Below are 25,009 nucleotides of genomic sequence, written 5' to 3' on the forward strand. Positions count from 1 at the left end.
GCCAACCGTCCCCCCTGCGCGGCTCTCCGCCGCGCGCACCGAAAGGGAACCCCCGTGCCCGACACCGACCGTTGCGCCACCATGCCCGTCCATCGCCGCCTGCTCGCCTCCTCACCTCGCTACGCGCTGGCGCTGGCCGCGATCGAGAACGAGACGTTCGCCAGGAAGACCGCCAGGGCCGCGGCCCGGGACGAGGTCGTCACCATCCCCGTGGTGGTGCACGTCGTCCACCGCACCCCCGAGCAGGACATCGGCCAGGAGCAGATCGACAGCCAGCTCGAGGTGCTGAACGCCGACTTCCGCAAGGCCAACCCCGACGTGAGCAAGGTGCCGCAGGTGTGGCGGAACGTCGTGGCCGACGCCCGGCTGGAGTTCCGGCTGGCCTCGACCGGACCGGACGGCGAGCCCACCTCCGGCGTCGTCCGCGTCTCCACCGATGCCGCCGGGTTCAGCACCGACGACAGGGTCAAGTTCAGCGCGCAGGGCGGCTCCGACGCCTGGCCCGCCGACCGCTACCTGAATGTCTGGGTGTGCGAGCTGACGGACGCGCTCGGGTACGCCGCCTTCCCCGGCGGGCCGCCCGAGCTCGACGGGGTGGTCATCCGGCACAGCGCGTTCGGCACCACCGGGACGGCGGCCGCCCCGTACGACGGGGGCCGGACCGCCACCCACGAGGTCGGCCACTGGCTGAACCTGCGCCACATCTGGGGCGACGACGGCGACGGCTGCTCGGGCAGCGACTTCGTCGACGACACCCCCAACCAGGCGGGCCCCAACCGCGGCTCCCCGTCCTTCCCGGCCGTGAGCTGCGGCAACGCGCCGAACGGCGACATGTTCATGAACTACATGGACTACGTCGAGGACGCCGCCATGTACATGTTCACCCTCGGCCAGGCCGAGCGCATGGACGCAGCCCTGGCCGGCCCCCGCTCATCGTTCCTGACGCCGCAACTGCGGCAGAGCATGCGCGCCTCGGCGTAGACCCCGGTGTAGACCCTGGCCCGGTCATCGGTCCTGCTCACCCCGGCTGCGAACATGGAGAGCATGCGTGTTGTGGTGATCGGAAGCGGCATCGTGGGGGCCGGTGCGGCCTACCACCTGAGCCGCAGGGGCGCGGCGGTGACCGTCGTGGACGGCGGCTACCCGGGCGAGGCGACGCAGGCGGGGGCCGGCATCGTCTGCCCGTGGGTGGACCACCCCGAGGACGACGACTGGTACCGCCTGACCCGCGAGGGCGCCCGCCACTACCCCGGCCTGGTGGAGGAGCTGGGCGAGGACATCGGCTACGCCAAGGTGGGCGCGCTGCTGGTGGCCGAGGACCCGGTGGACCTGGAGCCGGTTCGGGCGCTGCTGCGCCGCCGCTACGCAGGTGCGCCCGAGATGGGCGAGGTCGTGGATGTGGCGACCCCTGCCGAGCTGTTCCCGCCGCTGTCCGACACGCTGAGCGCGCTGCTGGTGCCGGGTGCGGCCAGGGTGGACGGCCGCTCGGTGCGTGACGCCCTGCTCGCGGCGGCGGTGGCGAGGGGCGCCGAGGTCCGTACGGGCACCGCCACCCTCACCCAGGACGGCCACGTCCTCCTCCACCCCGCCGACCACCCGGAGACCTCGGCCCCCGCCCCTCCCCCGCCGGCCCCCGCCACCTCCGGAACACCCCTTCCCGCCCTCTCCGGGACGGCCCCCTCCGGGACGACTCCCGCCGGGACCGGCTCCTCCACAACGGTCCCGGCCGGGGAGGCGTCGTGGCGGCAGGCGGCGCCGCTTCACCCTGATGCGCCGGCGATGCCCGGCGTCCAGCAAGAACCCATGGGTGAGGGGGTGCCGCTCGATGCGGACGCGGTGATCGTGGCGGCCGGGGCGTGGACGGGTGAGGTGTGCCGGCCGCTGGGCGTCGAGCTTCCGGTCTTCCCCCGCCGGGGCCAGATCCTGCACGCCACGCTGGAGGGCGTGGACACCGCGTGGTGGCCGATCATCCTGCCCCGCATGGGGCCGTACCTGCTGGGCTTCCCCGACTCGCGGGTGGTGGTCGGCGCGACCGTCGAGGACGTCGGGTTCGCGCCGCGCGTCACCGTGGGCGGGCTCGACGAGGTGATCGAGGCGGGGCTGCGGGTGGCGCCGGGGCTGGCCAGCGCGACGGTCTCGGAGACGCGGGTCGGCCTGCGCCCGGTCTACGCTCCCGGCTCCGCCCTCATCGGGCCGGTGACGGATCGCGTGGTGGTGGCGACGGGGCTGAGCGCGTACGGGCTGACGGCGGGCCCGTTCACCGGCGAGCTCGCCGCCGCGCTGGCGCTCGGGGAGCGGCCGCCCATCGACCTCACCCCGTACCGGCCGCCCACCGGCTGAATTCGGGCACCGAGCGCAATAAGCCACCCTGGCCGTCAAGTGCGACAAGCGGCAACGTAAGATCGGATACCTCCCCACCGGTGACGTCGTGGGGAGGCCGCCTTGCCGCTGCTCGCACTGCTCCTGCTGCTGCTCGCGGCACTGGCCGGCTGCGCGGACCCGGAGGCCACGGCGCCCCCGCCCCCCTCGATCACGCCCCCGCCCTCGCCTGCCCCCAAGCCGCTGGCGCCCCGCCACCGCGAGGACGCGCCCGAGCAGGAGGAGGTACGGATCCCGAACGCCGCCTCCGGCCGCTACGCGATCGTCCCAGGCTCGGCCCCCGCCAGGCCCGGCCGTGGCGCGGCGGTGCGGTACCTGGTGGAGGTGGAGCGCGGACTGCCGTTCGAGCCGCGCGCGTTCGCCGCCGAGGTGCACAGGACGCTCAACGACGTCCGCGGCTGGGCCCGCTTCCGCCGCGTGGACCACGGCCCCGTACGGGTGCGCGTCGCACTGTCCAGCCCGCGCATGACCATCCGCCAGTGCCTGCCGCTGCGCACCGGCGGCGAGCTGTCCTGCTGGAACGGCCGCCGCTCGGTCATCAACGCCCTGCGCTGGGCGAAGGGCGTCCCGCAGTACGACGGCGACCTGGTGTCGTATCGGCACTACCTGATCAACCACGAGGTCGGCCACGCCCTTGGGCACGACCACCGCCACTGCCCGGGCCCCGGCCGCCTGGCCCCCGTCATGGTCCAGCAGTCGAAGTCCCTCGGCCGCTGCCGTCCGAACCCATGGCCCCACCCCCACCGCGACCAACGCCGCTGACTCACAGGTGGGGGTGGCGTTCCGGGGATTCGGCGCGACCGATAGGTTTCCTTCAACCGGACGAGGTCGCCGCTTCGGTGACGGGGCCCGGCATCGCCGCGCACGCCGCCCCTACGCGGGCGCGCCCGGCGGTGGCCGGATTCGGTCAACGCCGGTGGAGCGATCACGCCCGTCTGACCTATCGCGATATATCGTAGAAGTGAAACACCGGGGAGTCCCGATCGCACCGATCGGGACGTGAAAGATCTTCCAGGGGAGTGTGAGCGATGGCAGGGATGCGGACGGCACGGCGGATCCTCGCGGGCGGCGCGGTCCTGGCCGCAGCCGGCTGGGCGCTGCGCGAGGTTCCCGCCGAGCTGGGCGTGCGGCCACTGCGGTCGGGGCCCGACCGGGTGGCGCGGATCAGGCGCTCGGCGCAGTTCAGGGACGGCGCGTTCGTCAATCCGATGCCCGAGGCGGCGACCGTGCCGTCAGGACCGCCCGTCAGCATGCTCGGCGAGTTCGCCCAGGACCGCGAGCAGCGGCACCCGGCAGGTCCCATCCCGCTGCGCATCCCGCCGGCCGACGCGCCGCCCGCCGACGGCGTGCGCGCGGTCTGGTACGGCCACGCCTCCACACTGGTGGAGATCGAGGGCAGGCGGGTGCTGTTCGACCCGGTGTGGAGCCGCCGGGTCTCCCCCACGCGGTTCGTCGGCCCCAAACGGCACCACCCGGTGCCGGTGGAGCTGAACGAGCTGCCCGAGGTGGACGCGATCGCCATCTCCCACGACCACTACGACCACCTCGACATGGCGACCGTGCGCAGGCTCAACAGGACGCAGAAGGCGCCGTTCATCGTGCCGCTGGGCATCGGGGCGCACCTGGAGCGGTGGGGCGTGGCCGCGTACCGGATCATCGAGCTGGACTGGGACGAGGAGGCCGAGGTGGCGGGGCTGCGCTTCGTCGCCACGGCGGCCCGCCACTTCTCCGGCCGCACCCTGAGCCGCAACGACACGCTGTGGGGCTCCTGGGTGGTGGCCGGGCCCACCAAGCGGGTGTTCTACGCGGGTGACTCCGGCTACTTCGAGGGCTACCAGGGCATCGGGAGCAAGCACGGCCCGTTCGACCTGACGCTGATGCCGATCGGCGCCTACAGCCCGGCCTGGCCGGACATCCACATGAACCCGGAAGAGGCCGTCAACGCCCACCTCGACCTGGGCGGAAAGCTGCTGCTGCCGGTGCACTGGGCCACGTTCACGCTCGCCCTGCACCCCTGGGCCGAGCCGGTGGACCGGCTGTGGCGCGAGGCCAAGGCCCGCGACGTCCGCATCGCGGTCCCGCGTCCCGGCGAGGCGGTGGACGCCTGCGCCGCCCCCGCGGTCGAGGGCTGGTGGGAGATGCTCACCTGAGTCGTCGCCCGCCGGGCGCCACGACGTAGAGTTCGGGCGTGAGCAACCTGGAACGGGACCCCCGCGAGATCCGCTGCACCGCCGGCCCGGCCGGCGGGCCCGCCACCGAGGCAGAACGTGCGGCGGCCGTCCCGGCGCCTGACGCGCCGGCGGAAGGCGGGGCGCCGGACGAGCGAGAGGTCCTGATCGGGCGGGAGGTGCCGCTGGGCGGGCCCCGGGCGATGACGGTCAGCAGGACCCTGCCGGGCGTGCACCGCCGCATGATCGGCGCGTGGTGCTTCGTCGACGCCTACGGGCCGCAGCTCGCCACCATGCGGGTGCCGCCCCACCCGCACACCGGCCTGCAGACCGTCAGCTGGCTGGTCGAGGGTGAGGTGCTGCACCGCGACAGCCTGGGCACGCTGCAGGAGATCCGGCCCGGCCAGCTCAACCTCATGACGGCCGGTCGCGGCATCTCCCACTCGGAGGAGTCGCCGCAGACCGTGCTGCACGGCGTCCAGCTGTGGGTGGCGCTGCCCGGCGAGCACCGCCACACCGCGCCCGCCTTCGAGCACCACCCCGAGCTGCCCGTGCTGGACGGCACCGGCCACCGGGCCCGCGTCCTCATGGGCGCGCTCGGCGGGGTGACCTCGCCCGCCACCGCCTACACCCCGCTCGTGGGGGCCGAGCTGGCGATCGACGGCGCCGCCGAGGTGCCGCTCGAGCCGGGCTTCGAGCACGGGCTGCTGCTGCTCGACGGCGAGGTGGCCGAGGTGGAGCGGGGCCCGCTGGTCTACGTGCCGCCGGGCCGCACGTCGATCCGCCTGTCGGGCCGGGGCCGGGTGCTGCTCATCGGCGGCGAGCCGTTCGGCGAGGAGATCGTCATGTGGTGGAACTTCGTCGGCCGCTCCCACGAGGAGGTGGCCGCGTACCGCAAGGAGTGGATGGACGGCGAGGGCTTCGGCGTCGTCGAGGGCTTCGACGGCGCGCCCCTGCCCGCGCCGGTCCTCCCCGGCACCCGGCTCAAGCCCCGCGGCCGCGTCCGCTGACCGCCCCCGGTCAGCTGAAGGGTCAGGTGAGGCGCTGGGCCTTGCTGAGGAGGCGTTGGGCCACCACCACCAGAGCCAGGAAGAGACCGCTGACCACCTGCTGGAACGCCGACGTCAGGTTCCCCACCTGGTTGATGAGGCTCTGGATGACGCCCAGCAGCAGCACCCCGGCCACCGACCCGGTGATGCCGCCTGCGCCGCCGGTCAGCAGGGTTCCGCCGATCACGACGGCCGCGATGGCGTCGAGTTCGAGGCCGATGCCGAGGATCGTGACGCCGGAGGAGAGCCGGGCGGCGTTGAGCGCGCCGGCCAGCCCGGCCAGCAGGCCGGACATGACGTACACGTACACCTTGGTGCGCACGACCGGCACGCCCATCAGGGCCGCCGCCTGCTCGTTGCCGCCGATGGCGTAGACGTTCTGGCCGAAGCCGGTGCGCTGCAGCAGCACCATGGCGAGCAGCGCGAGGGCGGCGGTGATGTGGACGGGGTAGGACAGGCCGAGGATCTCGCCCTGGCCGAGGGCGGCGAAGGCGCGGTCCTCGACGAGGTACGTGGTGGCGCCCTCGTCGGAGATGGCCAGCATCAGCCCGCGCACGCCGAGCAGCCCGGCCAGCGTCACGATGAACGGCGCCATCCCGGTACGCGCGATGACCAGCCCCTGCAGCAGCCCGACGGCCCCGCACACGGCGAGCGGCAGCAGCAGCGCCACGAGCAGGCCGTACCGGGAGCCGTAGGCGGCCAGCACGCCGCCGAGGACGAACAGCGACCCGACGGACAGGTCGATGCCGCCACTGATGATCACGAACGTCATCCCGACGGCGATGATCGCGAGGAACGACGAGGAGACGACCACGCTGGCGGCGTTGGCGGTGGTGGCGAAGGAGTCGAAGGCCAGGCTGCCCACGACGACCAGCAGGCCGAGCACCATGACGGCGCCGTGCTGCTGGAGCAGCCTGCTCACCTGTTCGCGGTTCATCGGGTCCCCCGCTTCCTGGTGGCGTAGACGGCGGCCAGGATGATGACCGCCTGGACCATCTGGGTCCATGACTGGGGGAGGTTGTGCTTGATCAGCGTGGCGGCCAGGAGCTGCATGAGCAGCGCGCCCATGACCGTGCTGAGCACCCTGATCCGGCCGCCGGTCAGCGGCGTGCCGCCGACGACGACGGCGGTGATCGCCGACAGCTCGATGAACAGGCCGAGCGAGGTGGGGTCGCTGGCCTGCAGCCGGGCCGTGGCCAGGACGCCGGCCAGGGCGGCGAGCAGGCCGGAGATCACGTACACGATCAGCAGCACCCGCTTGACGGGCAGGCCGGACAGCTCGCTGGCCGAGCGGTTGCCGCCGATGGCGACGACCTGCCGGCCGAACGTGGTGCGCCGCACCACGAACAGCACGATCACGGTGAGCGCCGCCGCGATGAGCACGATGACCGGGACGCCGGCCACGGAGCTGCTGCCGAGCGCGATGAGGTCGGGGTTGCGGAACTCGACGAGCTGCGGCACCAGCACGTTGGCCAGGCCGCGCACGCCGACCAGCAGCGCGAGCGTGGCGACGATGGGCTGCACGCCGACGTACGCGACCAGCGCCCCGCCCGCCGCGCCCACGACGGCGCCGCCGATGACGGCCACGATGACCGCGGGCAGCCAGCCGTAGCCGAGGTAGAGCACGGTCAGCGCGGCGGCCAGCGCCATCACGGACCCGACCGACAGGTCGATGCCCTGGGTGCCGATGACCAGCGCCATGCCCAGCGAGACGATCACGATGGGCGCGACCTGGACGAGCTGGGTGCGGAAGTTGGAGGCGTCGAGGAAGTGCGGGGTGAACAGCACGTTGAACAGCAGCAGCACGAGGACGGCGGCGTACACGCCGTAGTCCTGCACCCACGCGTACACCTGGGGTTTGAGCACGGCGACCCGGGCGCTCCCCCGGGAGGTCAGCTCAGCCATCGGCCTGCTCCGCGATCGTCGCCATGATCCTCTCCTCGGTCACCTCGTCGCCGGACAGCTCGCCCACGACCGTGCCCTCGCGCAGCACGAGGATCCTGTCGGCGCCCTCGACCAGCTCCTCCAGGTCGGAGGAGATGAGCAGCACGCCCAGCCCTTCCTGGGCCAGCTCGTCGATCAGCGCCTGCACCTCGGCCTTGGCGCCGACGTCGATGCCGCGGGTGGGCTCGTCCAGCAGCAGCACCTTGGGCCGGACGGCGAGCCAGCGGGCCAGCAGCACCTTCTGCTGGTTGCCGCCGGACAGCTCGGAGACGAGCTGGTGCTGCGAGGCGGCCTTGATCCGCAGCCTCCGCATGAAGATCTCGACCACCCGGTCGATCTTCGCCTCGGACACCACGCCGGCCCGGCCGAGCGCGGGCAGGGCGGCCAGGGCGATGTTCTCGCGGACGGACAGCGTCGGGATGATGCCCTCGGCCTTGCGGTCCTCGGGCAGCAGGCTGACGCCGGCCTTGATGGCGGCGGCGGTGGAGCCGCCGCGCAGCGGCAGCCCGGCGACGAGCACCTGACCGCCGTCGAGCGGCAGCGCGCCGACGATGGCCTTGGCGGTCTCGGTACGTCCCGCGCCGAGCAGGCCACCGAGCCCGACGACCTCGCCGGGCTCGACGCTGACGTTCACCCCGTCGAGCACGTGCCTGCGGGTCAGGCCGCGGGCCTCGACCACGGGCGCGTCCGCGCCGGAGCCGTGCCGGTCGCGGCTGAAGCGGGTCACGCCCTGGGCGCGGACCTCGTCGAGGTCGCGGCCCAGCATGAGGGAGATGAGCTTCAGCCGGTCGAGCGCGGCCAGCGGCCCGGTGTGCGCGAGCCGGCCGTCGCGCAGCACGGTGACCTGGTCGCACACCTGGTAGAGCTCGTCGAGGCGGTGGCTGACGTACATGACGGCGATGCCACTGTCGCGCAGCCGCCTGATCACGCCGAACAGCGTCTCGACCTCGCGCGGCTCCAGGGAGGAGGTGGGCTCGTCCATGATGACGACGCGGGCGTCCACGGAGACGGCGCGGGCCAGGGCCACCATCTGCTGGGCGCCGACGCCGAGCGTGCGCAGCGGGCGGCGGACGTCGGTCTCGACGCCGTAGCCGGCCAGCACCCGCTCGGCCTCGCCGTACAGGGCGGCGGCGTCGATGACGCCGAACCTGCCGCGCGGCTCGCGGCCGAGCAGCAGGTTGCGGGCCACCGACATCATGGGGACGAGGTTGACCTCCTGGTAGATGGTGGAGATGCCGGCCCGCTGCGCCTCCATGGGGCTGCCGAAGGCGGCCGTGCCGCCCTGGTAGCGCAGCTCGCCCTCGTCGGGGCGGTAGACGCCGGTGAACACTTTGATCAACGTGGACTTGCCCGCGCCGTTCTCGCCGACGAGGGCGTGCACCTCGCCAGGACGCAGGGCGAGGGACACGCCGTCGAGCGCGAGGACGCCGGGGAAGCGTTTGCTGACGGCGCGGGCCTCGAGAACCGCTCCCACCTCAGTACGCCTCTCCGAGGGAGTCCTTGGCGTTGGTGGTGTCGTAGTCACGGTCGGAGATGATCACCTTGTCGGGGATGGCCTCGCCGTCGAGGAACTTCTGCGCGGTCTCGAAGGCCAGCGGCCCGAAGCGCGGGTTGGACTCGATGACCGCGTGCAGCCAGCCGTCCACGATGCCCTGGACGGCGCTGCGGGTGCCGTCGACCGAGACGATCTTGATGTCGCCGGGCTCCTTGCCCGCGCCCTTGAGCGCGGTGACCGCGCCGAGCGCCATCTCGTCGTTCTCGGCATAGATGCCGTTGATGTCGGGGTTGGACTGGATGAGCTGCTCGGTGACCTGCTGGCCCTTCTCGCGGGCGAACTCACCGGTCTGCTCGAACGAGATCGTGATGTCCGGCGCCTTCTCCTTGACGCGGTCCTTGAAGCCGTTGGTGCGCTCGGTGGTGACGTTGTTGCCGGGCGCGCCGAGCAGGATGGCGACCTTGCCCTTGCCGCCGAGCGCGTCGATCATCCGGTCGGCGGCGCGCTTGCCCTGCTCGTAGAAGTCGGAGCCGATGAAGGTCAGGTAGTCGCTGCACGGCTTGGCGTTGATCTTGCGGTCGACCGTGATGATGGGGATCTTCTTGGCCGCGGCCTGCTGGAGCACCGGCTCCCAGCCGTCGGAGTTGAGCGGCGCGATGACCAGCAGCTGCACGCCCTGGGCGATGAGCTGCTGCACGTCGGTGATCTGCTTGGAGAACTGCGACTGGGCGTTGGTCACCTTGAGGTCGCCGATGCCGAGCTCGGCCGCCTCGTCCTTGATCGACTTGGTCTCCGCGATGCGGAACGGGTTGGCCTCCTTCTCCGACTGGGAGAAGCCCACGGTGGCCGTCTTCAGGTCGAACTTCGTGCCGCCGAACTGCTCCAGCGTGCAGGTCGGGCCGGCCGTGCCCGCAGGCGTCTGGACGACCTGCCGCCCCGCGGTGCCGGTGGGGGCGGGCACGCTCTGCGGCTCCTCCGCCTTGGCGCAGGCCGTCGCGGTGAGGAGGACGGCCAGGGTCAGGGCGGCCGTCCGGAGATGGGGGGTCATCGCGGTTCCCTTCTTATCAGGTCCTGCCGGTGCGCGCCCCGGCCCCCGCGGGCGGGGCCGGGGCGCGGCGGTGGTTCAGTCGCAGGTGGGGTTGATCGCGCGGGTCAGCGCCTTGTGGGCGTCGTGGAGGCGCTTGACGTCGGGCTTGGTGATCGCCCTGTCGTACGTCATGAGGCCGTTGATCTCGGTCTCGACGTCCGTCGTCTGCGTGTAGATGGCGGCGCTGAGCTGCTCGCAGGCGTGCAGCCGCTCCAGCTCCCCGACCATGCCCACGTAGCGGTTCGTGAGGGCCTCGGGGTCGGGCTCGACCGCGTAGCCCCAGCCGCCGCCCGACCAGGTGTGGCCGACCAGCGGCAGGGCCAGGCCGCCGTACTCGCCGATCACGGTGGCGCGGACGCCCTCGGGCTTGCCGGGGTTGCCGGGGCCCGGGTAGATGTGGAAGTCCTTGACGTCGCCGTTGCCGCCGTCCACGGCGCCGCAGCAGTTGACGCCGCTCATGTTGTTCACCAGGCGGCTCGGGTCCCAGCTCTTGACCAGGTCGGCGATGCGGGCCTGGTCGTACTGGCCCCAGCCCTCGTTGAACGGCACCCACATGACGATCGACGGGCTGCTCCTGTGCTGGTCGATCATCGCGCGCAGCTCGGTCTCGAACTGCTGCCTGTCGTCGGTCTTGAAGGCCGACGGCATGTCCTGCCAGACCAGCAGGCCGAGCTTGTCGGCGTAGTGGTACCAGCGGTCGGGCTCGACCTTGACGTGCTTGCGCACCGCGTTGAAGCCGAGCGCCTTGGTCTGCTCCAGGTCGTAGCGCAGGGCCTCGTCGGTGGGCGCGGTGTAGATGCCGTCCGGCCAGAAGCCCTGGTCGAGCGGGCCGATCTGGAAGACCGGCTTGCCGTTGAGCAGCATCCGGTTGCCGGACAGGGTGATCTCACGCATCCCGACGTACGACTCGACCTTGTCGCCCTTGAGCCTGACCTCCAAGTCGTACAGGTGCGGGCTCTCCGGCGACCAGAGCTTGGGCTTGCGCACCGGGACGCGCAGCTTCTCGCCGGTCTTGCCGTGGGCGGTGCCGATGACGCGGCGGCCGTCCCTGACGATCACGGTGGCGGTGCCCGGGGTGCCGTGCACGGTGACGTCCACGGCCTGGCCGCGCACGTCGGGGGTGGTGTCGACGCGGTCTATGCGGTCCCTGCCGACCGGCTCGATCCAGACGGTCTGCCAGATGCCGGACACGGGGGTGTACCAGATGTTGCCGGCTTCGAGCCGCTGCTTGCCGACGGGCTGCGCGCCGCGGTCGGTCGGGTCGTACACGCCGACGACGAGCTCCTGCGGGCCTTTGCGCTTGAGCGCGCCGGTGACGTCCACGCTGATGCGGTCGTAGCCGCCCTTGTGGGTGGTGACGCGCTCGCCGTTGACGTAGACGGCGGCGTCCCAGTCGACGGCGTCGAGGTGCAGCATCAGCCGCTCGCCGCTCCAGGAGCGCGGCACCTCGAACGTGCGCCGGTACCACATGCGCTCCTCGTGCCGGCCGATGCCGGACAGCTGCGACTCGACCGGGTACGGCACGGTGATCCGCTCGGGCAGGGCGCGGCCGATCGGCGCGGCATCGCCCTCCTTGGCCGTGGCGAACTGCCAGACGCCGTTGAGGCTGCGCCAGCGGTCGCGGACGAGCTGCGGCCGCGGGTACTCGGGCAGCGGGTTGTTCTTGTCGACCTTGTCGGTCCAGCGGGTCTTGAGCACGTACGCGGACAGGTTGACCACGCTCGCGAACGGATAGGCGGCCAGCGGGGTGCCGTCGGCGTAGGTGATGCCGCCGCTGCCGTCGTAGGAGGTGCGTACGGTGCCGCCGGCCTTGGCCGGGACCGGGTACTTGAGCCTGAGCTCCAGGGTCTCCGGGCTCTTCTGCTCGACCGAGGTGACGGGCCAGGAGGCGGCCCCGACGGTCAGCGCGAGCTTCTCCGCCGCGCCGGCGGGCAGCGGGGCGAGGGGCTGCGGGTAGGTGAGCGTCACGACGTCGCCGGTGGTGGCGAGCCGGGCGTCGTACGGGCCGTCCGGCTGGAAGTCGGCCGGGACGGTGAGCGCCTCGGCGGGCACGATGGCCTTCGGCTGGCTCGGGCTCTGCCAGCGCAGGCGCAGGTTGGCGCCGCCGTAGTGCTCGAAGTACTCGACCTTGATGTCGTACTCGCGGCCGGCTTCGAGGGCGATCGGGGTGCCGGTCTGCTCGATGTCCCAGTCGTCCACCCAGTGATCGATGATCAGCTGATCGTCCACCCAGAGGCGGAACCCGTTGTCACCGATGATCGAGAAGGTGTAGGTCTCGGAGTATTCCGGGGTGATCTGCCCGGTCCAGCGGACCGAGACGTCGTCCTCCCTGCCGGTAAGCAGCTGGAAGACGGGGTTGAGGTCGGTCAGCTCCAGCTTCGGGTCGATGATGCTCGCCTTGAGCTCGGCGAAGTCGAACGTTCCCGCCCCTGAGGCGAGGTAGTAGTCGCCGCGCAGCCCGTTCCGCTCGGGGAGGGCCGCCGTTGCGGCGGAGGCGGGTGCCGGCAGCTGCCATAACACGGACATCAGTACGGCCAGCAGCAACGCGAGGCGCTTACGCACGGGGAGTGTCCTTTCGGAAGGCGCCGATCAGGTTCGGACAGCTTTTGACCCTGACACGCTCCAAAGTAAGCACCGCCGGACCGAGGCGGTCAAGATTTCCGATCAAATTCGTTCTCGTTCGGTCAGAGGTGAACTCATGTTGGCCTGTCGACTATGATCGGCCCGTGAGCGACACGCAGAGCGACGGACGCAGGCCCGTGTTCGCCGCGGAACGCCGCCAGCGCATCCTCGAGCTGGTACGTGCCAACGGCGCCGTGTCGCTGCGCGAGCTGGCCCAGGCCGTCCACTCCTCCGAGGTCACCGTCCGCCGCGACCTGCGCGCGCTCGAGTCGGAGGGCCTGCTCAACCGCCACCACGGCGGCGCCACGCTGCCCGGCGAGCTGTCCCGCGAGGCCGGCTACGCGCACAAGGTGTCCCTGGAGTCGGCCGAGAAGGCCGCCATCGCCGACCTCGCCGCCGCGCTCGTCGAGGACGGCGACGCCATCGTGGTCGGGCCGGGCACCACCACGCAGGAGTTCGCCCGCCGCCTGACCAGGCAGTCCGAGCTGGCCGTGGTGACCAACTCGCTGCTGGTCGCGCAGGTGCTGGCCGGCTCGCCGCGCGTCGAGGTGATGCTGACCGGCGGCACGCTGCGCGGCTCCATCCTGGCCCTGGTCGGCAGCGCGGCCGAGCACTCGCTGGCCGGGCTGCGGGTGCGCAGGGCGTTCATCTCGGGCAACGGCCTGACCGCCGAGCGCGGCCTGTCCACGCCCAACATGCAGGTCGCGGGCGTCGACCGGGCCCTGGCCGCCGCCGCCGAGGAGGTCGTGGTGCTGGCCGACCACACCAAGGTCGGCGTCGACACCATGGTGCAGACCGTTCCGCCCGACCGCATCGACCACCTGGTCACCGACGACTCCGCGCCCCGCGACGTGCTCGACGAGCTGAGCGCGCGCGGCGTACGGCTGCACGTCGCCCAGTTCTGATCGCGCACTGATCGAATGTGACAAGCCCGTTACTATAATGTTTCCTTCCTCGACCACCATCGAGGCGGAGGCAACCGTGCTGCAGGTGGCTGGCGTTCTCAAGGCGTTCCAGGGTGTCACCGCCCTCGACCACGTCACCCTGTCCGTACGCGCCGGCGAGGTGCACGCCCTCATCGGCGGCAACGGCGCGGGCAAGTCCACCCTGGTGAAAGTGCTCTCGGGCGTCTACCCGCCCGACGCGGGCGAGCTGCGCTTCCTCGGCGAGCCGGTCCGCTTCGCCGGGCCCGCCGACGCCAAGAAGGCCGGCATCGCCACCATCCACCAGGAGACCAACCTCGTCCCCACCATGAGCGTGGCCCGCAACCTGCTGCTCGGCAGGGAGCCGCGCGGGCGGCTCGGGCTGATCGACTCCGCCGCCGTGCACGCCAGGGCCGCGGAGGTGCTGGCGGCGTACGGGCTGGAGGTGGACGTCCGCCGCCCGATCGGCTCGCTCGGCGAGGGCGCGCGGCAGATCGTCGCGCTCGCGCGGGCCGCCTCCGCCGACGCCCGCCTGGTCATCATGGACGAGCCCACCACCGCGCTCGACCACGGCGAGCTGGAGGTGCTGTTCGGCGCGGTGACCCGGCTGCGCGAGCAGGGCCGCTCGGTCATCTACGTCACCCACCGCCTCGAGGAGCTCTACGGCATCTGCGACCGGGTCACCGTGCTGCGCGACGGCCGGGTCGTGCACACCGGGCCGCTGGCCGGGCTCGACCGGCTGCGGCTGGTCTCGCTCATGCTGGGCCGCCCCTTCCACCCCGCCGCGCCGCCCCTGCCCGCCGGCGAGCCCGACCCGCCCGGTGACGCGCCCGTCCTGGAGGCCAAGGGCCTGACCAGGCACCACATGCTCGACGGGGTGTCGCTCGCCATGCGGGCCGGCGAGGTCGTCGGCCTCGGCGGGCTGCTCGGCGCCGGGCGCAGCGAGACGGCCCGCGCCATCGCCGGAGTGCTGCCGGTGGACGCCGGTCAGCTCACCGTCGCGGGCGCGCCGGTGCGCAAGTGGTCGATCAGGAGCGCCGTACGCGCCGGGATCGGCCTGGTGCCGGAGAACCGCAGGACCGAGGGCATCGTGCCCACCCTGTCGGTGCGCGACAACATCGCCCTGGCCGCGCTCCCCCGCCTGTCGCGGGCCGGCATCGTGTCCGACGCGCAGGTGGACAACATCGTCGCGACCTTCATGCGGCGGCTCGGCATCAAGGCCGTCTCCCCCCGCCAGCCGGCCGGCGAGCTGTCCGGCGGCAACCAGCAGAAGGTGCTGCTGGCCAGGTGGCTGGCCATGCACCCCAAGGTGCTGCTGCTCGACGAGCCCACCAGGGGCGTCGACGTCGCCACCAAGGTGGAGATGCAGGCCCTGCTGGACGAGCTGGCCGTGGACGGGCTGGCCATCCTGCTCATCTCCTCGGACGTGAGCGAGCTGGTGGAGAACTGCGACAGCGTCGTCGTGCTGCGCGACGGGGCCATCACCGAGCAGCTCAACGGGCCCGAGGTCACCGAGGACCGCCTGCTCGCCGCCCTCGCCAAGGACTAGTAGACCGAGACGTGCGGGTGGTCGTAGTGGTTGGCCGTCGTGCCGCCGCGGTCCGACATCACCCGCCACCCGCCCGTCCTGGCGTGCCAGATGCGCTGGCGGTAGATGACGTACATGATGCCGAGCCGCTTCGCGTTCTTGATCACCCAGGCGGCGATCTCGTCGCCGCGCTTCAGCTCCTCCCCTGACGGCATCGCGCCGCCGCGGCTCAGCATGAAGTCGCAGGCCCGCCCGAGCGGATGCTCGCCGCCGTCCTGGATCGGCCGGTAACACCCGATCCCGTACGGCACCTCGAACCGCTCCTGGATGAGCTGCCTGACCAGCCGCATCCTGGGCGTGATGTTGTCGGGTCCGTCCGGCAGCTGCGGCACCCACGTGCCGTCGGGACGCCGCACCCCCGGCGCCGTGTAGAGCAGGTCGATCCTGTCCTTGATCTTCTCGATCTGCTTCTCGGCCTTCTTCCTGCGCCGCTCCAGCTCGCCGACCGTGCGCTTCAGCTCCTCGGCCTTGGCCGCCGCCTCCTCCTCGGCCCGCGCGCGGGCGTCCCTGACCTGGGCGTGGCCGCGCAGCCTGGCGTCCTGGCCGTCGATGAGGTGCTGGGACAGCGCCATTCTGTTCAGCAGTCGCGCGGGGTCGCCGCCCTGCCCGCTGACGAGGATGGCGAGCGGTCCCGGCGTGCCGCTCATGTACTCCGCCGTCGCGATGGCCCGCAGCTCCGTCGAGTGGCGGTCGTAGGTCTCCTGCGCCTCGGCCAGCCGCTCGCCCGCCGTCTTCGCCTCCTTGTCCGCCTTCTGCTGGGCGACGCGGGAGGCGTAGTAGTCGGTGATGAGCTTGTCGGCGTCCTTCTGCATCGTGGCCAGTTCCTTCTTGAGCTGCTTGGCCGTCGGCTTGGGCGCCGCGTGCGCGGGGGCCGCGGTGACCAGCAGCAGCTGGGCGAGGACGATGCAGAGCACGGACGTACGGACGGGGGAGGCTTCCGCCACGCTTCTCCTTACCCCGGGCCACAGGGCAGGTTCCGGGCATGAGCTGTTCAGGCCGGGGGTCGCCCTCTATTCGACGCACGATAGTAGAGGATCAAGCCTCCTCACCCGCAAGTCACGATATTTCGCGATCACGGCCTTTTCGTACTCTGCGCACCACGATCTGCCGTCCGAGCAGCACCGAGCCCGGCACCACCACGAACCCCAGCAGGCTGGTGCCCAGCCCGAGCCCGATGTCGGCGTCCACGAGCCGGTCGCCGCCTCTCAGCACCGGCAGGCCGAGCGAGACGCTCACCGAGACCGACAGCAGCGGCTCCCGTTCGCGGGGCGGGTCCGGCTGGTTCGTCGCGGGCGGCGGCTCCTGATCGCCCGGCGGACCGGGCGGGTCGTCGGCAGGATCGTCGGCAGGGGGCGGCGGGGTCGGCCGGACGGTGGTCGGCGCCGCGGTCGTCGGGGGCCTCCTGGTGGGGCCGCTCGTCGCGGTCGGCCTGCCGGTCGGCTCCCTGGTGGGCCTCGTGGTCGTGGGGCGCTGCGTGGGCCTGGAAGCCGTGCTGGTCGGCTGGGCGGTCGGCCTGCTCGCCCGGGGAGGCGCGCTCTCCGCAGGGCGGCCCGCCGAGGTGACCGGCGGCGTCGCCACGGCCGGCTCACTCGCGGTAGGGGGCTCCTCGGTGCGCGCCAGCCCCGTCGTCGGTGTCGTCGTCGGGGTCGTCGTCGGGGTCGCGGCCGGCTCCGGCGGCTCAGGCGAGGAGGGGGCGGGCGTGACCGGCGGGGCCACGCTGGGCGGCGGCACGGCCACGCTGCGCGGCTCGGGCGCGTCGCCCAGGATCGCGAACGCCGACACCACCGCGGCGGCCGTCGCCACCACCAGGCCGCCGGTCATGGCGAGCTTCCCGGCCGGCGACAGCGCGTTGTGGAACAGGCTCGTGCCCGTGCCGGGCTCGGAGGCGGGCGGCGGGTTGGGCAGCAGCCCGGCCAGCGGCACGGCCAGTAACGCCAGGGTCGCCCGGCCACGGGCCTCCCAGTCGTCCCCGTACGCGGCCCGCGCCGTCTCCTCCAGCTCCTCCAGGAACGACAGCGCCGACTCCGGCCGCCGCCCCGGCTCCTTGGCCAGGCCGTGCTCGATCAGCGGGCGCAGCGGCGCCTCGATGTCGTCGATCGGCGGCGGCAGGTGCTGGTGCTGGTAGGCGAGGGCGGCGATGTTCTCGCCGTGGAAGGCGCGGTGGCCGGTCAGGCACTCGTAGAAGACGAGGGTGGCGGCGTAGACGTCGGTGGCGGGCCCGGCCGGGGCCTCGTCCCACTGCTCGGGCGCCATGTACGACGGCGTGCCCGCCAGCGGGGCCGTCTCCCCGACCTTGGCCGCCACGCCGAAGTCGACGAGCTTGCTGTCGCCGTCCTGGGTGATCATCACGTTCTCTGGCTTGAAGTCGCGATGCACGACGCCGTGCCGGTGCGCCTCCGCCAGGCCGAGCAGCGAGCCCTTCAGCACCGTCAGCGCCGCCTGCGGGCCCGTCGCGCCCTCGCCGGCCAGCAGACGCCGCAGCGTGAGACCGTCGACCAGCTCCATCACGATGACCGCGTCGTCCTCGCCCTCGACGTAGTCGAGCACGCGCGCGGTGTGCGGGCTGTCGATCTCCAGGATGTGCCGCGCCTCTTCCCTGAACCGCGCCACGAACGCCTCATCGTCGCGCAGCGGCTCGGCGAGGTGCTTGATCGCGACCTGTAAGCCGTCGGAGTCTCGGACGGCGAGCATCACGCGGCCGGTCCCGCCGTGACCCAGTTCCCGGATCTCCGTGTAGCCGGGAACCTCCATGGAGCCCTCCTGACCGGATAAAGATCCTTATAGCGGGACGCTAACCTGATGTCACCGGATGTGTCGACCCCCTTCACCACAGTGATCGGATCGGTATGGACACTATGCCGCGTAGTAGCCCACGGACCCCTCGGCGGCGTCGCGCAGGAGCACATGAGGATGCCTCAGGCGCGCAGGCGGCGGGCCACCGCGCCCGCGCCCAGAGCGAGGGCCACGCCCAGCAGGATGAGGAGGGCCAAGACCAGCGTCTCGCGCCACGGCCAGGCGCCGCCGCGCAGCTCGACGTCCATCACCGGGTATTCGAGCGTCTTGGCGGCGAAGCGGGCGGTCGGCACGTCGTAGGTGCGGGCGATGTCGCGGATCACCGCGTCGAAGGCGAACTCGTCGGTCGTGTGGACGTACTCCGGCCTTCCCGTGCCCGCCGCCTGGGTGCGGGCCGCTTCGTGGCCCGGGACGAGGAGCCGGTCGAGGTCGCCGGACGCGGCGGCGAGGGTCTTGCGGGGGACGAAGGTCAGGCCGTGCTCGGAGCGGATGGGGCCGTCGCCGACCGCGATCGTGTGCCCGACCACGGACTGCTCGGTGTAGGAGTTGAACACCGACGCCAGCTCCAGCTCCCCGGCGCCCTCGACGAGCTGGACGCCGATGGCCGACGGGCGGGTCTGGTAGGAGGAGTTGAGCGGGGCCACCAGGTCCGCCGGCTCCAGCCCCTGGACGGGCATGCGCGCGGACGCTCCCGGCGAGTAGTGCCGCCAGTGCACGGCGTCGGCCGCCTGGCGGGCCGTGTCCGTGCCGGCCAGGCGTTCGACGATGCGCAGGGCGCCGTCGATGGCCGACAGCACGCCCGCCGCGGTGATCACGTCGCCGTCGTCCACGTACCGCAGGCCGCTCTGCCACTTCACCGCCGGGAAGTCCGCGCGCAGGCCGCGCATGCGCAGCCAGTGCGAGGTGGCGGGCCGGCCGTCCAGCAGGCCGCTGCGGGCCAGCGCGCGGGCGCCGTTGCAGACGCTGACGGTCAGCGCGCCGGCCGCCGACTGCCGCCTGAGCCAGGCGTTGATGGCGGCGAGCTCGGCGGGCTCCGGCTTCTCCATGGCGGGGACGAGCACGGCATCGAGAGTGTCGCCGCGCCCGGTGAGGAGCTGCCGTAACTCCTCGAACGTCAGATCGGGGACGAGGTCCAGCCCGCCGGTCAGGTTGATCAGCCGGGGGCCCGCGGAGACGACGTAGGTGTTGAAGCGGCCGGTGCTCGCCAGCACCTCGTACGGGCCCAGGAGGTCGGCGGCGTTGGTGCCCTTGCCGCCGGTGAGGAAGGCGACGGTGGGCTTGGCCGGGTCGTGGGGCTTGGCGGCGGGCTCGGCGGAGACGGCGTCGGGGCGTGCCCGGTAGATGTCGCCGAACCTGCCGATCGTGCTGGCCGCCGACACCCCGGCCGGCACCAGCAGCGCGACCATGACGACGGCCGCCGTTCTGACCCACCTGCCCCGGACGGTGAACCGCCGCCTACGTACGCTCTCGTCGCGCCGCCCGCCGCGCGTGTCCCTCGGCGCATCCCCACGCATGATCGCCCCTCCTCCCGGCGCATATGTGCCTCACCGGGATGGTGTTCGACCAGCGCCTTGGGGACAAGGACGTGAACCGGACATCCGGCGGACGTTTCCGCTGGTACGGCCTCAGGCAGCCGGAAGCGCGGAGGAGGCGGGCGCCGGAGCTGCGGGGGTGGCGGGTGGATGCGCGAAGGTAGCCGCCGCGGGCGCGGCGGCCGGAGGTGCGGGGGTGGCGGTGAGGAGGCGGTGGACTTCGCGGGCGGCCATGCGGCCCGCGCGGTTGGCGCCGATCGTGCTGGCCGAGGGGCCGTAGCCGACCAGCTGCACCCTGGGGTCGCGGACGACCCGGGTGCCGTCGACGCGGATGCCGCCGCCCGGCTCCCGCAGGCGCAGGGGTGCGAGGTGGTCGAGCGCCGAGCGGAATCCGGTGGCCCAGACGATGGTGTCGCAGGCCAGGAACGCGCCGTCGTCCCACTCCACGCCGGTCTCGGTGATGCGGCGGAACATCGGGCGCCGGCGCAGAGCCCCCTTGGCCAGCGCCTCGCGGACGACCGCGCTGTAGGTGAGCCCGGTCACGGCGACGACGCTCTGCGGCGGCAGCCCGGCGCGTACGCGGTCCTCCACCATGGCGACGGCCTCGCGCCTGGCGTCCTCGCCGAAGTCGTCGTCACGGAAGACAGGTGGCCGCCGCGTCACCCACGCGGTCGCGGCGGCCACCCCCGCGATCTCCGACAGGACGTGCGCCGCCGACGTCCCGCCGCCCACCACGACCACCCGCCGCCGTCCCGCGAACTCCGCCGGCCCCCGATAGTCGGCGTAGTGCAGCTGGCGGCCGGCGAACGTGGCGGCCCCCGGGTAGTACGGCCAGTAGGGACGGGTCCACGTACCGGTCGCGTTGACCAGCGCGGCGGCGGACCACTCCCCCGCGTCCGTCGCGACGAGCAACCGCCCCCTGGCGCCCTCGCGCACGGACGTGACCCGCACAGGCCGCACGACGTGCAGCCCGGCCGCCCGCTCGTAGGCGTCGAAGTACGCGGGCACGACCTCGGCGGCGGGCCGCACCCCGCCGCCGTCCGCGGGCTTGGGGTGGCCCGGCAGATCGAAGATGCCGTGCACCTTGTCCATCGTCAGCGAGGGTGACCGGTGCCGCCACGCCCCGCCGGGCCCGTCCTCCGCGTCGAGCACGACGGCCTCGACCCCGAACCGCCGCAGAAAGTACGCACTGGACAGGCCGGCCTGCCCGGCCCCGATGACGACGACCGCACTCTCCTCCACGCTCACCCTCAACCACCCTCACCCCGCCCCTCTTCCCACCGCCCCCGAAAACCCGAAACGCTTTCGCCAGGCGTGGCCCGGCCGCGAACCCCCGAACGGCGTGGCCAGGGCAAGAGCCACCAGGTCAGACGAGCCAGGGCGGCGTGAGAAGAAGCCCCGAAGGATCGAAACTTTTCGCCAGAAGAGTCAGAGGTGGCCCTGTCACGAAAGCAGGGGCGATCGAGGCAGACATCCACCGCCGCACGCCTCCCTCGCCGAATACCGAGACGAAGATCCATCACCCCGTCTCCTCCACCAAAGCCGGGAAGGGGATCCGAGACGAACAACTACCGCCTCACCCCTCCCCGGCAAAGGACGGGGAGAGGTGAGGCGGTGGGTCAGGGGCGGTGGGGGACGGGGGCGGTGGAGCCGCGGACCACGAGCTCGGTGGCCAGCTCCACGTGGTGGGAGTCCACACGTTCGCCTTCCGCCAGCCGCAGGGCCGTGCGGAGAGCCGCCTGGCCCATCTCGCGGAGCGGCTGCCGGATGGTGGTCAGCGGGGGCGAGGTGACCTTGGCGATCTGGGTGTCGTCGAAGCCGACGATGCTCAGATCCTCCGGGATGCGTAGCCCGCGCTCCCGCGCCGCCTCCATGATGCCGACGGCCATCTCGTCGCTGCCGGCGAAGATGGCGGTCGGCGCGTGGGGCAGGTCGAGCACGGCGGCTCCGCCCTCGACGCCGTCCCGGTAGTGGAAGTGGCTGGAGCGCACGTAGCCGGGCAGCACGGGCGCACCCTCGGCCTCCATGGCGGCCCGGTAACCGTGCAGCCGCGCCTGGTTGCACGCGGCGGTGGCTGGCCCGCCGACGTAGGCGATGCGCCGGTGGCCGAGCGAGAGCAGGTGCTGGGTGGCGGCCAGCCCGCCGGCGAAGTTGGTGGAGCCGATGCTGGTCACCCGGGTGCGCGGCAGGTTGAGCGGGTCGATGAGGACGAGCGGCAGCCGCGCCCGGTTGAGCGCGGCGGGCTGCCCGGCGGTCAGCTCGCTGGTGACGGCGATCAGCGCGCGCCGCCCCGCGGCGACGAGGCCGCGCGCCCAGGCGGTGGTGCGGGCCTGGCCGCTCCTGATGCTGACCACGATGCCGACCCCTGCCTCGGCCCCTGCCTCGACGGCGCCCTGGATGATCTCCGTGGAGTAGGCGTTGAGGTCGGTGTCGAACTGCACCTCGACGGTGCCGAGCCCGGCCTGCTCGCGGCGCGGCGCCGGGGCGACGTAGTCGTGCTGCTGCAGCAGCGACTGCACGAGCGAGCGGGTGGCCGGCGAGACGTCGCTGCGGCCGTTGAGCACCTTGGAGACGGTCGCGACCGACACCCCTGCGGACGCCGCGACCGTCGCGAGCGTGGCACGTCTAGGACTGGGCGGCATCTGCACCCCCTTGCCGAGACTGCCCGGCGGCCGCGCCGGCGCTCACCTCCGCGGGTGTGACGAGCCGGCGGTCGTGGCCGACGTGGCGGGCCCGGCCTGTCAATCGTACGACGGCGCGGCACGGCAGGTCGGCGGCCGACGTGCCGGCCAGCACCTCGATGTCGCCTGGTTCGACGACGCGGCGCAGGTCGCGCCCGGTGAAGGCGGTGCGGTCGGCGTGTATGCGGAAGGTGACGTCGGCGCTTTCGCCAGGTTCGAGCGGAACTCTGGCGTAGCCGGTGAGCTGCAGGACGGGTCTGGTGACCTGGGCGACGAGGTCGTTGAGGTAGAGCTGGACGACCTCCTCGCCGGCCCGCCCCCCGGTGTTGCGCACGGTGACGGTGGCGGTGAACTCGCCGTCGGTGGGCACCTCGGTGGCGCTGAGCCGCAGGCCCGACACCTCGAAGGTGGTGTAGGAGGCGCCGTGGCCGAAGGGGAACAGCGGGGTGGGGTCGAGGTTGCTGATGCCGTGGCTGTCGGTGCCGAGCGGCGGCTGCAGGTAGGTGCCGGGCTGGCCGCCCGGCGCGCGCGGGATCTGCACGGGCAGCCGCCCGGTGGGCTGGACGCGGCCTGACAGCACGCCGGCGATGGCGGCGCCGCCCTCCTCGCCGGGCATGAACGCCTGGACGAGCGCGGCGGCGCCGTCGCGGATCTCGCCCAGCGCGTACGGCCGGCCCGAGACCACGACGACGACCACGGGCGTGCCGGTGGCGGCCAGCTCGGCGAGCAGGTCGGCCTGCACGCCGGGCAGCCGCAGGTCCTCGGCGTCGCAGCCCTCGCCGGAGGTGCCCTGCCCGAACAGCCCGGCCAGGTCGCCGACCACGGCCACGCACACGTCGGCGTCGCGGGCGGCCTCGACGGCGGCGGCGAAGCCGGAGCGGTCGTCGCCGCGCACCTCGCAGCCCTTCTCGTAGCGCAGCTCGGCGCCGGGCAGCTCGGCGGTGAGCGCGTCGAGCACGCTGGGCGCCTCGATGCCGAGGCCGAGTCCGGGGTGGCGGGGCAGCACATGGTTGGGGAAGGCGTAGCAGCCCATGAACGTGCGGGGGTCGTGGGCGGCGGGCCCGACGACGGCGACGCGGCGCGGCGCGGTGCGGCCGTCGGGGCCGCTGCCGAGCAGCGGCAGCGCGGTGCCGGCGTCGAGCAGGATGATCGAGCGCTCGGCCAGCTCTCTGGCGAGTGCGCGGTTGGCGGGCGAGTCGAGGTCGACGTCCGCGGCGCCGGCGACGGACTGCTCGGGCGTCCACCCGGGGTCGAGCAGCCCGAGCTCGACCTTCTGGGTGAGCAGGCGGCGCACGGCCCGGTCGATGAGCTCCTCGTCCAGCTCGCCGCGGCGTACCCGGTCGGCGAGGTCCTGGCCGAAGCCGAGGGTGTCGGGCAGCTCGACGTCGATGCCGGCGGTGAGCGCCTGCACGCCGGCCTCGCCGGTGTCGGCGGCGACGCGGTGCATGGTGGTCAGGAACGGAACCGCCCAGTAGTCGGAGACGACGGTGCCGGTGAAGCCCCAGTCGTCGCGCAGCACCTCGGTGAGCAGCCACGGGTCGGCGCCGGCGGGGACGCCGTCGACGTCGGAGTAGGAGTTCATCACCGAGCGGGCGCCGCCGAGCGCGATGGCGGTCTCGAAGGTGGGCAGGATCATGTCGAGCAGCTCGCGCCTGCCCATCGGCACGGGCCCGTGGTTGCGCGCGGCGCGGGAGGCGGAGTAGCCGGCGAAGTGTTTGAGGGTGGCGATGATCCCGGCGTTCTCCAGCCCGCGTACGTAGGCGGCGCCGAGCGTCGCGACCAGGTACGGGTCCTCGCCCATGGTCTCCTCGACCCGCCCCCACCGGTAGTCGCGCACGACGTCGAGCACCGGCGAGAGCCCCTGGTGCACGCCGACGGCCCGCATGTCGCGGCCGATGGCGGCGGCCATGCGCTCGACCAGGCCGGGGTCGAACGTGGCGGCCCAGGCGATGGCGGCCGGGTAGACGGTGGCGCCGTAGGCGGTGAAGCCGGTCAGGCACTCCTCGTGGACGATGGCGGGGATGCCGAGCCGGGAGCGTTCGATCACGATGCGCTGCTGGCGGACGACCTCGGCCGCGCCTTCTTCCGGCGTGACGGGGACGCTGCCGTGGACGCGGGTCAGGTGGCCGAGCCCGTGCCGGGCGGCCTCCTCCAGCGGGATGGTGCCGGAGGCGGCGAAGACGTCCTGCATGGGGGCCACGTTGAGCGGCTCCGCGCCCGGCTCCGGCTCCTCGGCCTGGCTCATGTCGTTGCCGACCCACCTGCTGCCGAGCTGGCCTATCTTCTCCTCCAGGGTCAGCTCGGCAAGGAGGGCTTCGACTCGGTCGGCCACGGCGAGCGCCGGGTCCTGCCACGGGCGCAGCGCCCGGTTCGCCGTGGGGGTCCGATCTAGAGCCGTCATGTACTGCGCTCCTTAAAGAGGTGCGGTCTTTTCGTAACTTTTCGAAGACGTTTCGCCAGCGGTGCCGACCTCGGCGCGCGACCGTCGCTGTCCCAGACCTCCAGCTAAGAGCACGCGCGGTAGTACCTTACACGCGCCTCATCAGAACGCCAGATGTTTGTCTGATCGACAACCTCTTGACACCACTATTCCCGAAACCTAGATTGGCGACCCCCGCGGTCATGTCGAAAATGTTTCGATGAGCTGACACTAGGAGGAGTGGAAGAGTGGCACTAGGGTGCCAATCCACGACCGCCGGCCATCGCATCCGATGATCAACGAGCCGCGACCCCCAGCCCGCGGCACTC

At 72.6% G+C, this 25,009-nt stretch carries 18 protein-coding genes; 7 read left to right on the top strand and 11 right to left on the bottom strand.

Annotation, left to right across the window (positions count from 1 at the left end; all coding sequences use genetic code 11):
* Positions 1 to 54 precede the first annotated feature (54 nt).
* The 5 genes from AB0K12_RS34260 (at position 55) to AB0K12_RS34280 (ending at position 5,557) form a co-directional block, all read left to right on the top strand.
* Complete coding sequence (locus AB0K12_RS34260) at positions 55 to 981, top strand: zinc metalloprotease (protein ID WP_364570735.1); 927 nt, start codon at positions 55 to 57, stop codon at positions 979 to 981.
* Positions 982 to 1,044: 63 nt separating this feature from the next.
* Complete coding sequence (locus AB0K12_RS34265; RefSeq protein ID WP_364570738.1) at positions 1,045 to 2,340, top strand: FAD-dependent oxidoreductase; 1,296 nt, start codon at positions 1,045 to 1,047, stop codon at positions 2,338 to 2,340.
* Between the two features lie 102 nt (positions 2,341 to 2,442).
* The gene (locus AB0K12_RS34270) at positions 2,443 to 3,141 is read left to right on the top strand and encodes a DUF3152 domain-containing protein (protein ID WP_364570741.1); all 699 of its coding nucleotides are present in this window, start codon (positions 2,443 to 2,445) and stop codon (positions 3,139 to 3,141) included.
* A gap of 266 nt (positions 3,142 to 3,407) precedes the next feature.
* Positions 3,408 to 4,529: an MBL fold metallo-hydrolase gene (locus AB0K12_RS34275; RefSeq protein WP_364570744.1), complete on the top strand. Its 1,122-nt coding sequence runs from the start codon at positions 3,408 to 3,410 to the stop codon at positions 4,527 to 4,529.
* 38 nt (positions 4,530 to 4,567) lie between these two features.
* On the top strand, positions 4,568 to 5,557 hold the full coding sequence (locus AB0K12_RS34280) for a pirin family protein (RefSeq protein ID WP_364570747.1): 990 nt from the start codon (positions 4,568 to 4,570) through the stop codon (positions 5,555 to 5,557).
* A gap of 22 nt (positions 5,558 to 5,579) precedes the next feature.
* Here the strand turns inward: AB0K12_RS34280 and AB0K12_RS34285 are convergent, their stop codons facing one another.
* The 5 genes from AB0K12_RS34285 to AB0K12_RS34305 form a co-directional block, all read right to left on the bottom strand.
* Entirely contained in the window at positions 5,580 to 6,533 is a 954-nt protein-coding gene (locus AB0K12_RS34285) for an ABC transporter permease (RefSeq protein WP_364570750.1), read from the bottom strand.
* Positions 6,530 to 7,501: an ABC transporter permease gene (locus tag AB0K12_RS34290; protein WP_364570753.1), complete on the bottom strand. Its 972-nt coding sequence runs from the start codon at positions 7,499 to 7,501 to the stop codon at positions 6,530 to 6,532. Before AB0K12_RS34290 ends, AB0K12_RS34285 begins: the two co-directional genes overlap by 4 nt.
* Entirely contained in the window at positions 7,494 to 9,014 is a 1,521-nt protein-coding gene (locus tag AB0K12_RS34295; protein ID WP_364570756.1) for a sugar ABC transporter ATP-binding protein, read from the bottom strand. Before AB0K12_RS34295 ends, AB0K12_RS34290 begins: the two co-directional genes overlap by 8 nt.
* Before the next feature lies 1 nt (position 9,015).
* On the bottom strand, positions 9,016 to 10,083 hold the full coding sequence (locus tag AB0K12_RS34300) for an ABC transporter substrate-binding protein (RefSeq protein ID WP_364570759.1): 1,068 nt from the start codon (positions 10,081 to 10,083) through the stop codon (positions 9,016 to 9,018).
* 75 nt (positions 10,084 to 10,158) lie between these two features.
* Positions 10,159 to 12,684, bottom strand: coding sequence for a PA14 domain-containing protein (locus AB0K12_RS34305; protein WP_364570762.1), 2,526 nt, complete (start codon positions 12,682 to 12,684; stop codon positions 10,159 to 10,161).
* A 164-nt stretch (positions 12,685 to 12,848) separates the two neighbouring features.
* Here AB0K12_RS34305 and AB0K12_RS34310 point away from each other — a divergent pair, with 164 nt between their 5' ends.
* Together AB0K12_RS34310 and AB0K12_RS34315 are read left to right on the top strand one after the other, a co-directional pair.
* On the top strand, positions 12,849 to 13,649 hold the full coding sequence (locus tag AB0K12_RS34310) for a DeoR/GlpR family DNA-binding transcription regulator (RefSeq protein ID WP_364570765.1): 801 nt from the start codon (positions 12,849 to 12,851) through the stop codon (positions 13,647 to 13,649).
* 76 nt (positions 13,650 to 13,725) lie between these two features.
* A complete protein-coding gene (locus AB0K12_RS34315) occupies positions 13,726 to 15,216 on the top strand; it encodes a sugar ABC transporter ATP-binding protein (RefSeq protein ID WP_364570768.1) in 1,491 nt (496 codons plus the stop codon).
* On the opposite strand, the gene AB0K12_RS34320 is transcribed toward AB0K12_RS34315, so the two are convergent.
* The 6 genes from AB0K12_RS34320 to AB0K12_RS34345 all read right to left on the bottom strand — a co-directional run bounded on the left by AB0K12_RS34320 (position 15,213) and on the right by AB0K12_RS34345 (position 24,662).
* Positions 15,213 to 16,199 (bottom strand): hypothetical protein, encoded by a 987-nt coding sequence (locus AB0K12_RS34320; protein WP_364570771.1) that lies wholly within the window; start codon positions 16,197 to 16,199, stop codon positions 15,213 to 15,215. The two genes, AB0K12_RS34315 and AB0K12_RS34320, sit on opposite strands and share 4 nt — an antisense overlap.
* Before the next feature lie 112 nt (positions 16,200 to 16,311).
* Positions 16,312 to 18,006, bottom strand: coding sequence for a protein kinase (locus AB0K12_RS34325; protein WP_364570774.1), 1,695 nt, complete (start codon positions 18,004 to 18,006; stop codon positions 16,312 to 16,314).
* Between the two features lie 164 nt (positions 18,007 to 18,170).
* Positions 18,171 to 19,562 carry a DJ-1/PfpI family protein gene (locus tag AB0K12_RS34330; protein WP_364570777.1) on the bottom strand — a complete coding sequence of 464 codons (1,392 nt, stop codon included), beginning with the start codon at positions 19,560 to 19,562 and terminating at the stop codon, positions 18,171 to 18,173.
* A gap of 111 nt (positions 19,563 to 19,673) precedes the next feature.
* Positions 19,674 to 20,828, bottom strand: a complete 1,155-nt coding sequence (locus AB0K12_RS34335; protein WP_364570780.1) for an FAD-dependent oxidoreductase — start codon at positions 20,826 to 20,828, stop codon at positions 19,674 to 19,676.
* Positions 20,829 to 21,199: 371 nt separating this feature from the next.
* Positions 21,200 to 22,222, bottom strand: a complete 1,023-nt coding sequence (locus AB0K12_RS34340) for a substrate-binding domain-containing protein (protein ID WP_364570783.1) — start codon at positions 22,220 to 22,222, stop codon at positions 21,200 to 21,202.
* Entirely contained in the window at positions 22,206 to 24,662 is a 2,457-nt protein-coding gene (locus tag AB0K12_RS34345) for a glycoside hydrolase family 3 N-terminal domain-containing protein (RefSeq protein ID WP_364570786.1), read from the bottom strand. The genes AB0K12_RS34340 and AB0K12_RS34345 overlap by 17 nt, the downstream gene beginning before the upstream one ends.
* Positions 24,663 to 25,009: the final 347 nt, after the last annotated feature.

Origin of the sequence: Nonomuraea sp. NPDC049419, assembly GCF_040676995.1 — a bacterium.
GTDB classification, from domain to species: domain Bacteria; phylum Actinomycetota; class Actinomycetes; order Streptosporangiales; family Streptosporangiaceae; genus Nonomuraea; species Nonomuraea salmonea.

Bases quoted from the DNA above. Each gene is read 5' to 3' on its own strand.
- AB0K12_RS34290 (WP_364570753.1), bottom strand. From the start codon at position 7,501: ATGGCTGAGCTGACCTCCCGGGGGAGCGCCCGGGTCGCCGTGCTCAAA.
- AB0K12_RS34285 (WP_364570750.1), bottom strand. From the start codon at position 6,533: ATGAACCGCGAACAGGTGAGCAGGCTGCTCCAGCAGCACGGCGCCGTC.
- AB0K12_RS34330 (WP_364570777.1), bottom strand. From the start codon at position 19,562: ATGCGTGGGGATGCGCCGAGGGACACGCGCGGCGGGCGGCGCGACGAG.
- AB0K12_RS34300 (WP_364570759.1), bottom strand. From the start codon at position 10,083: ATGACCCCCCATCTCCGGACGGCCGCCCTGACCCTGGCCGTCCTCCTC.
- AB0K12_RS34340 (WP_364570783.1), bottom strand. From the start codon at position 22,222: ATGCCGCCCAGTCCTAGACGTGCCACGCTCGCGACGGTCGCGGCGTCC.
- AB0K12_RS34345 (WP_364570786.1), bottom strand. From the start codon at position 24,662: ATGACGGCTCTAGATCGGACCCCCACGGCGAACCGGGCGCTGCGCCCG.
- AB0K12_RS34275 (WP_364570744.1), top strand. From the start codon at position 3,408: ATGGCAGGGATGCGGACGGCACGGCGGATCCTCGCGGGCGGCGCGGTC.
- AB0K12_RS34265 (WP_364570738.1), top strand. From the start codon at position 1,045: ATGCGTGTTGTGGTGATCGGAAGCGGCATCGTGGGGGCCGGTGCGGCC.
- AB0K12_RS34325 (WP_364570774.1), bottom strand. From the start codon at position 18,006: ATGGAGGTTCCCGGCTACACGGAGATCCGGGAACTGGGTCACGGCGGG.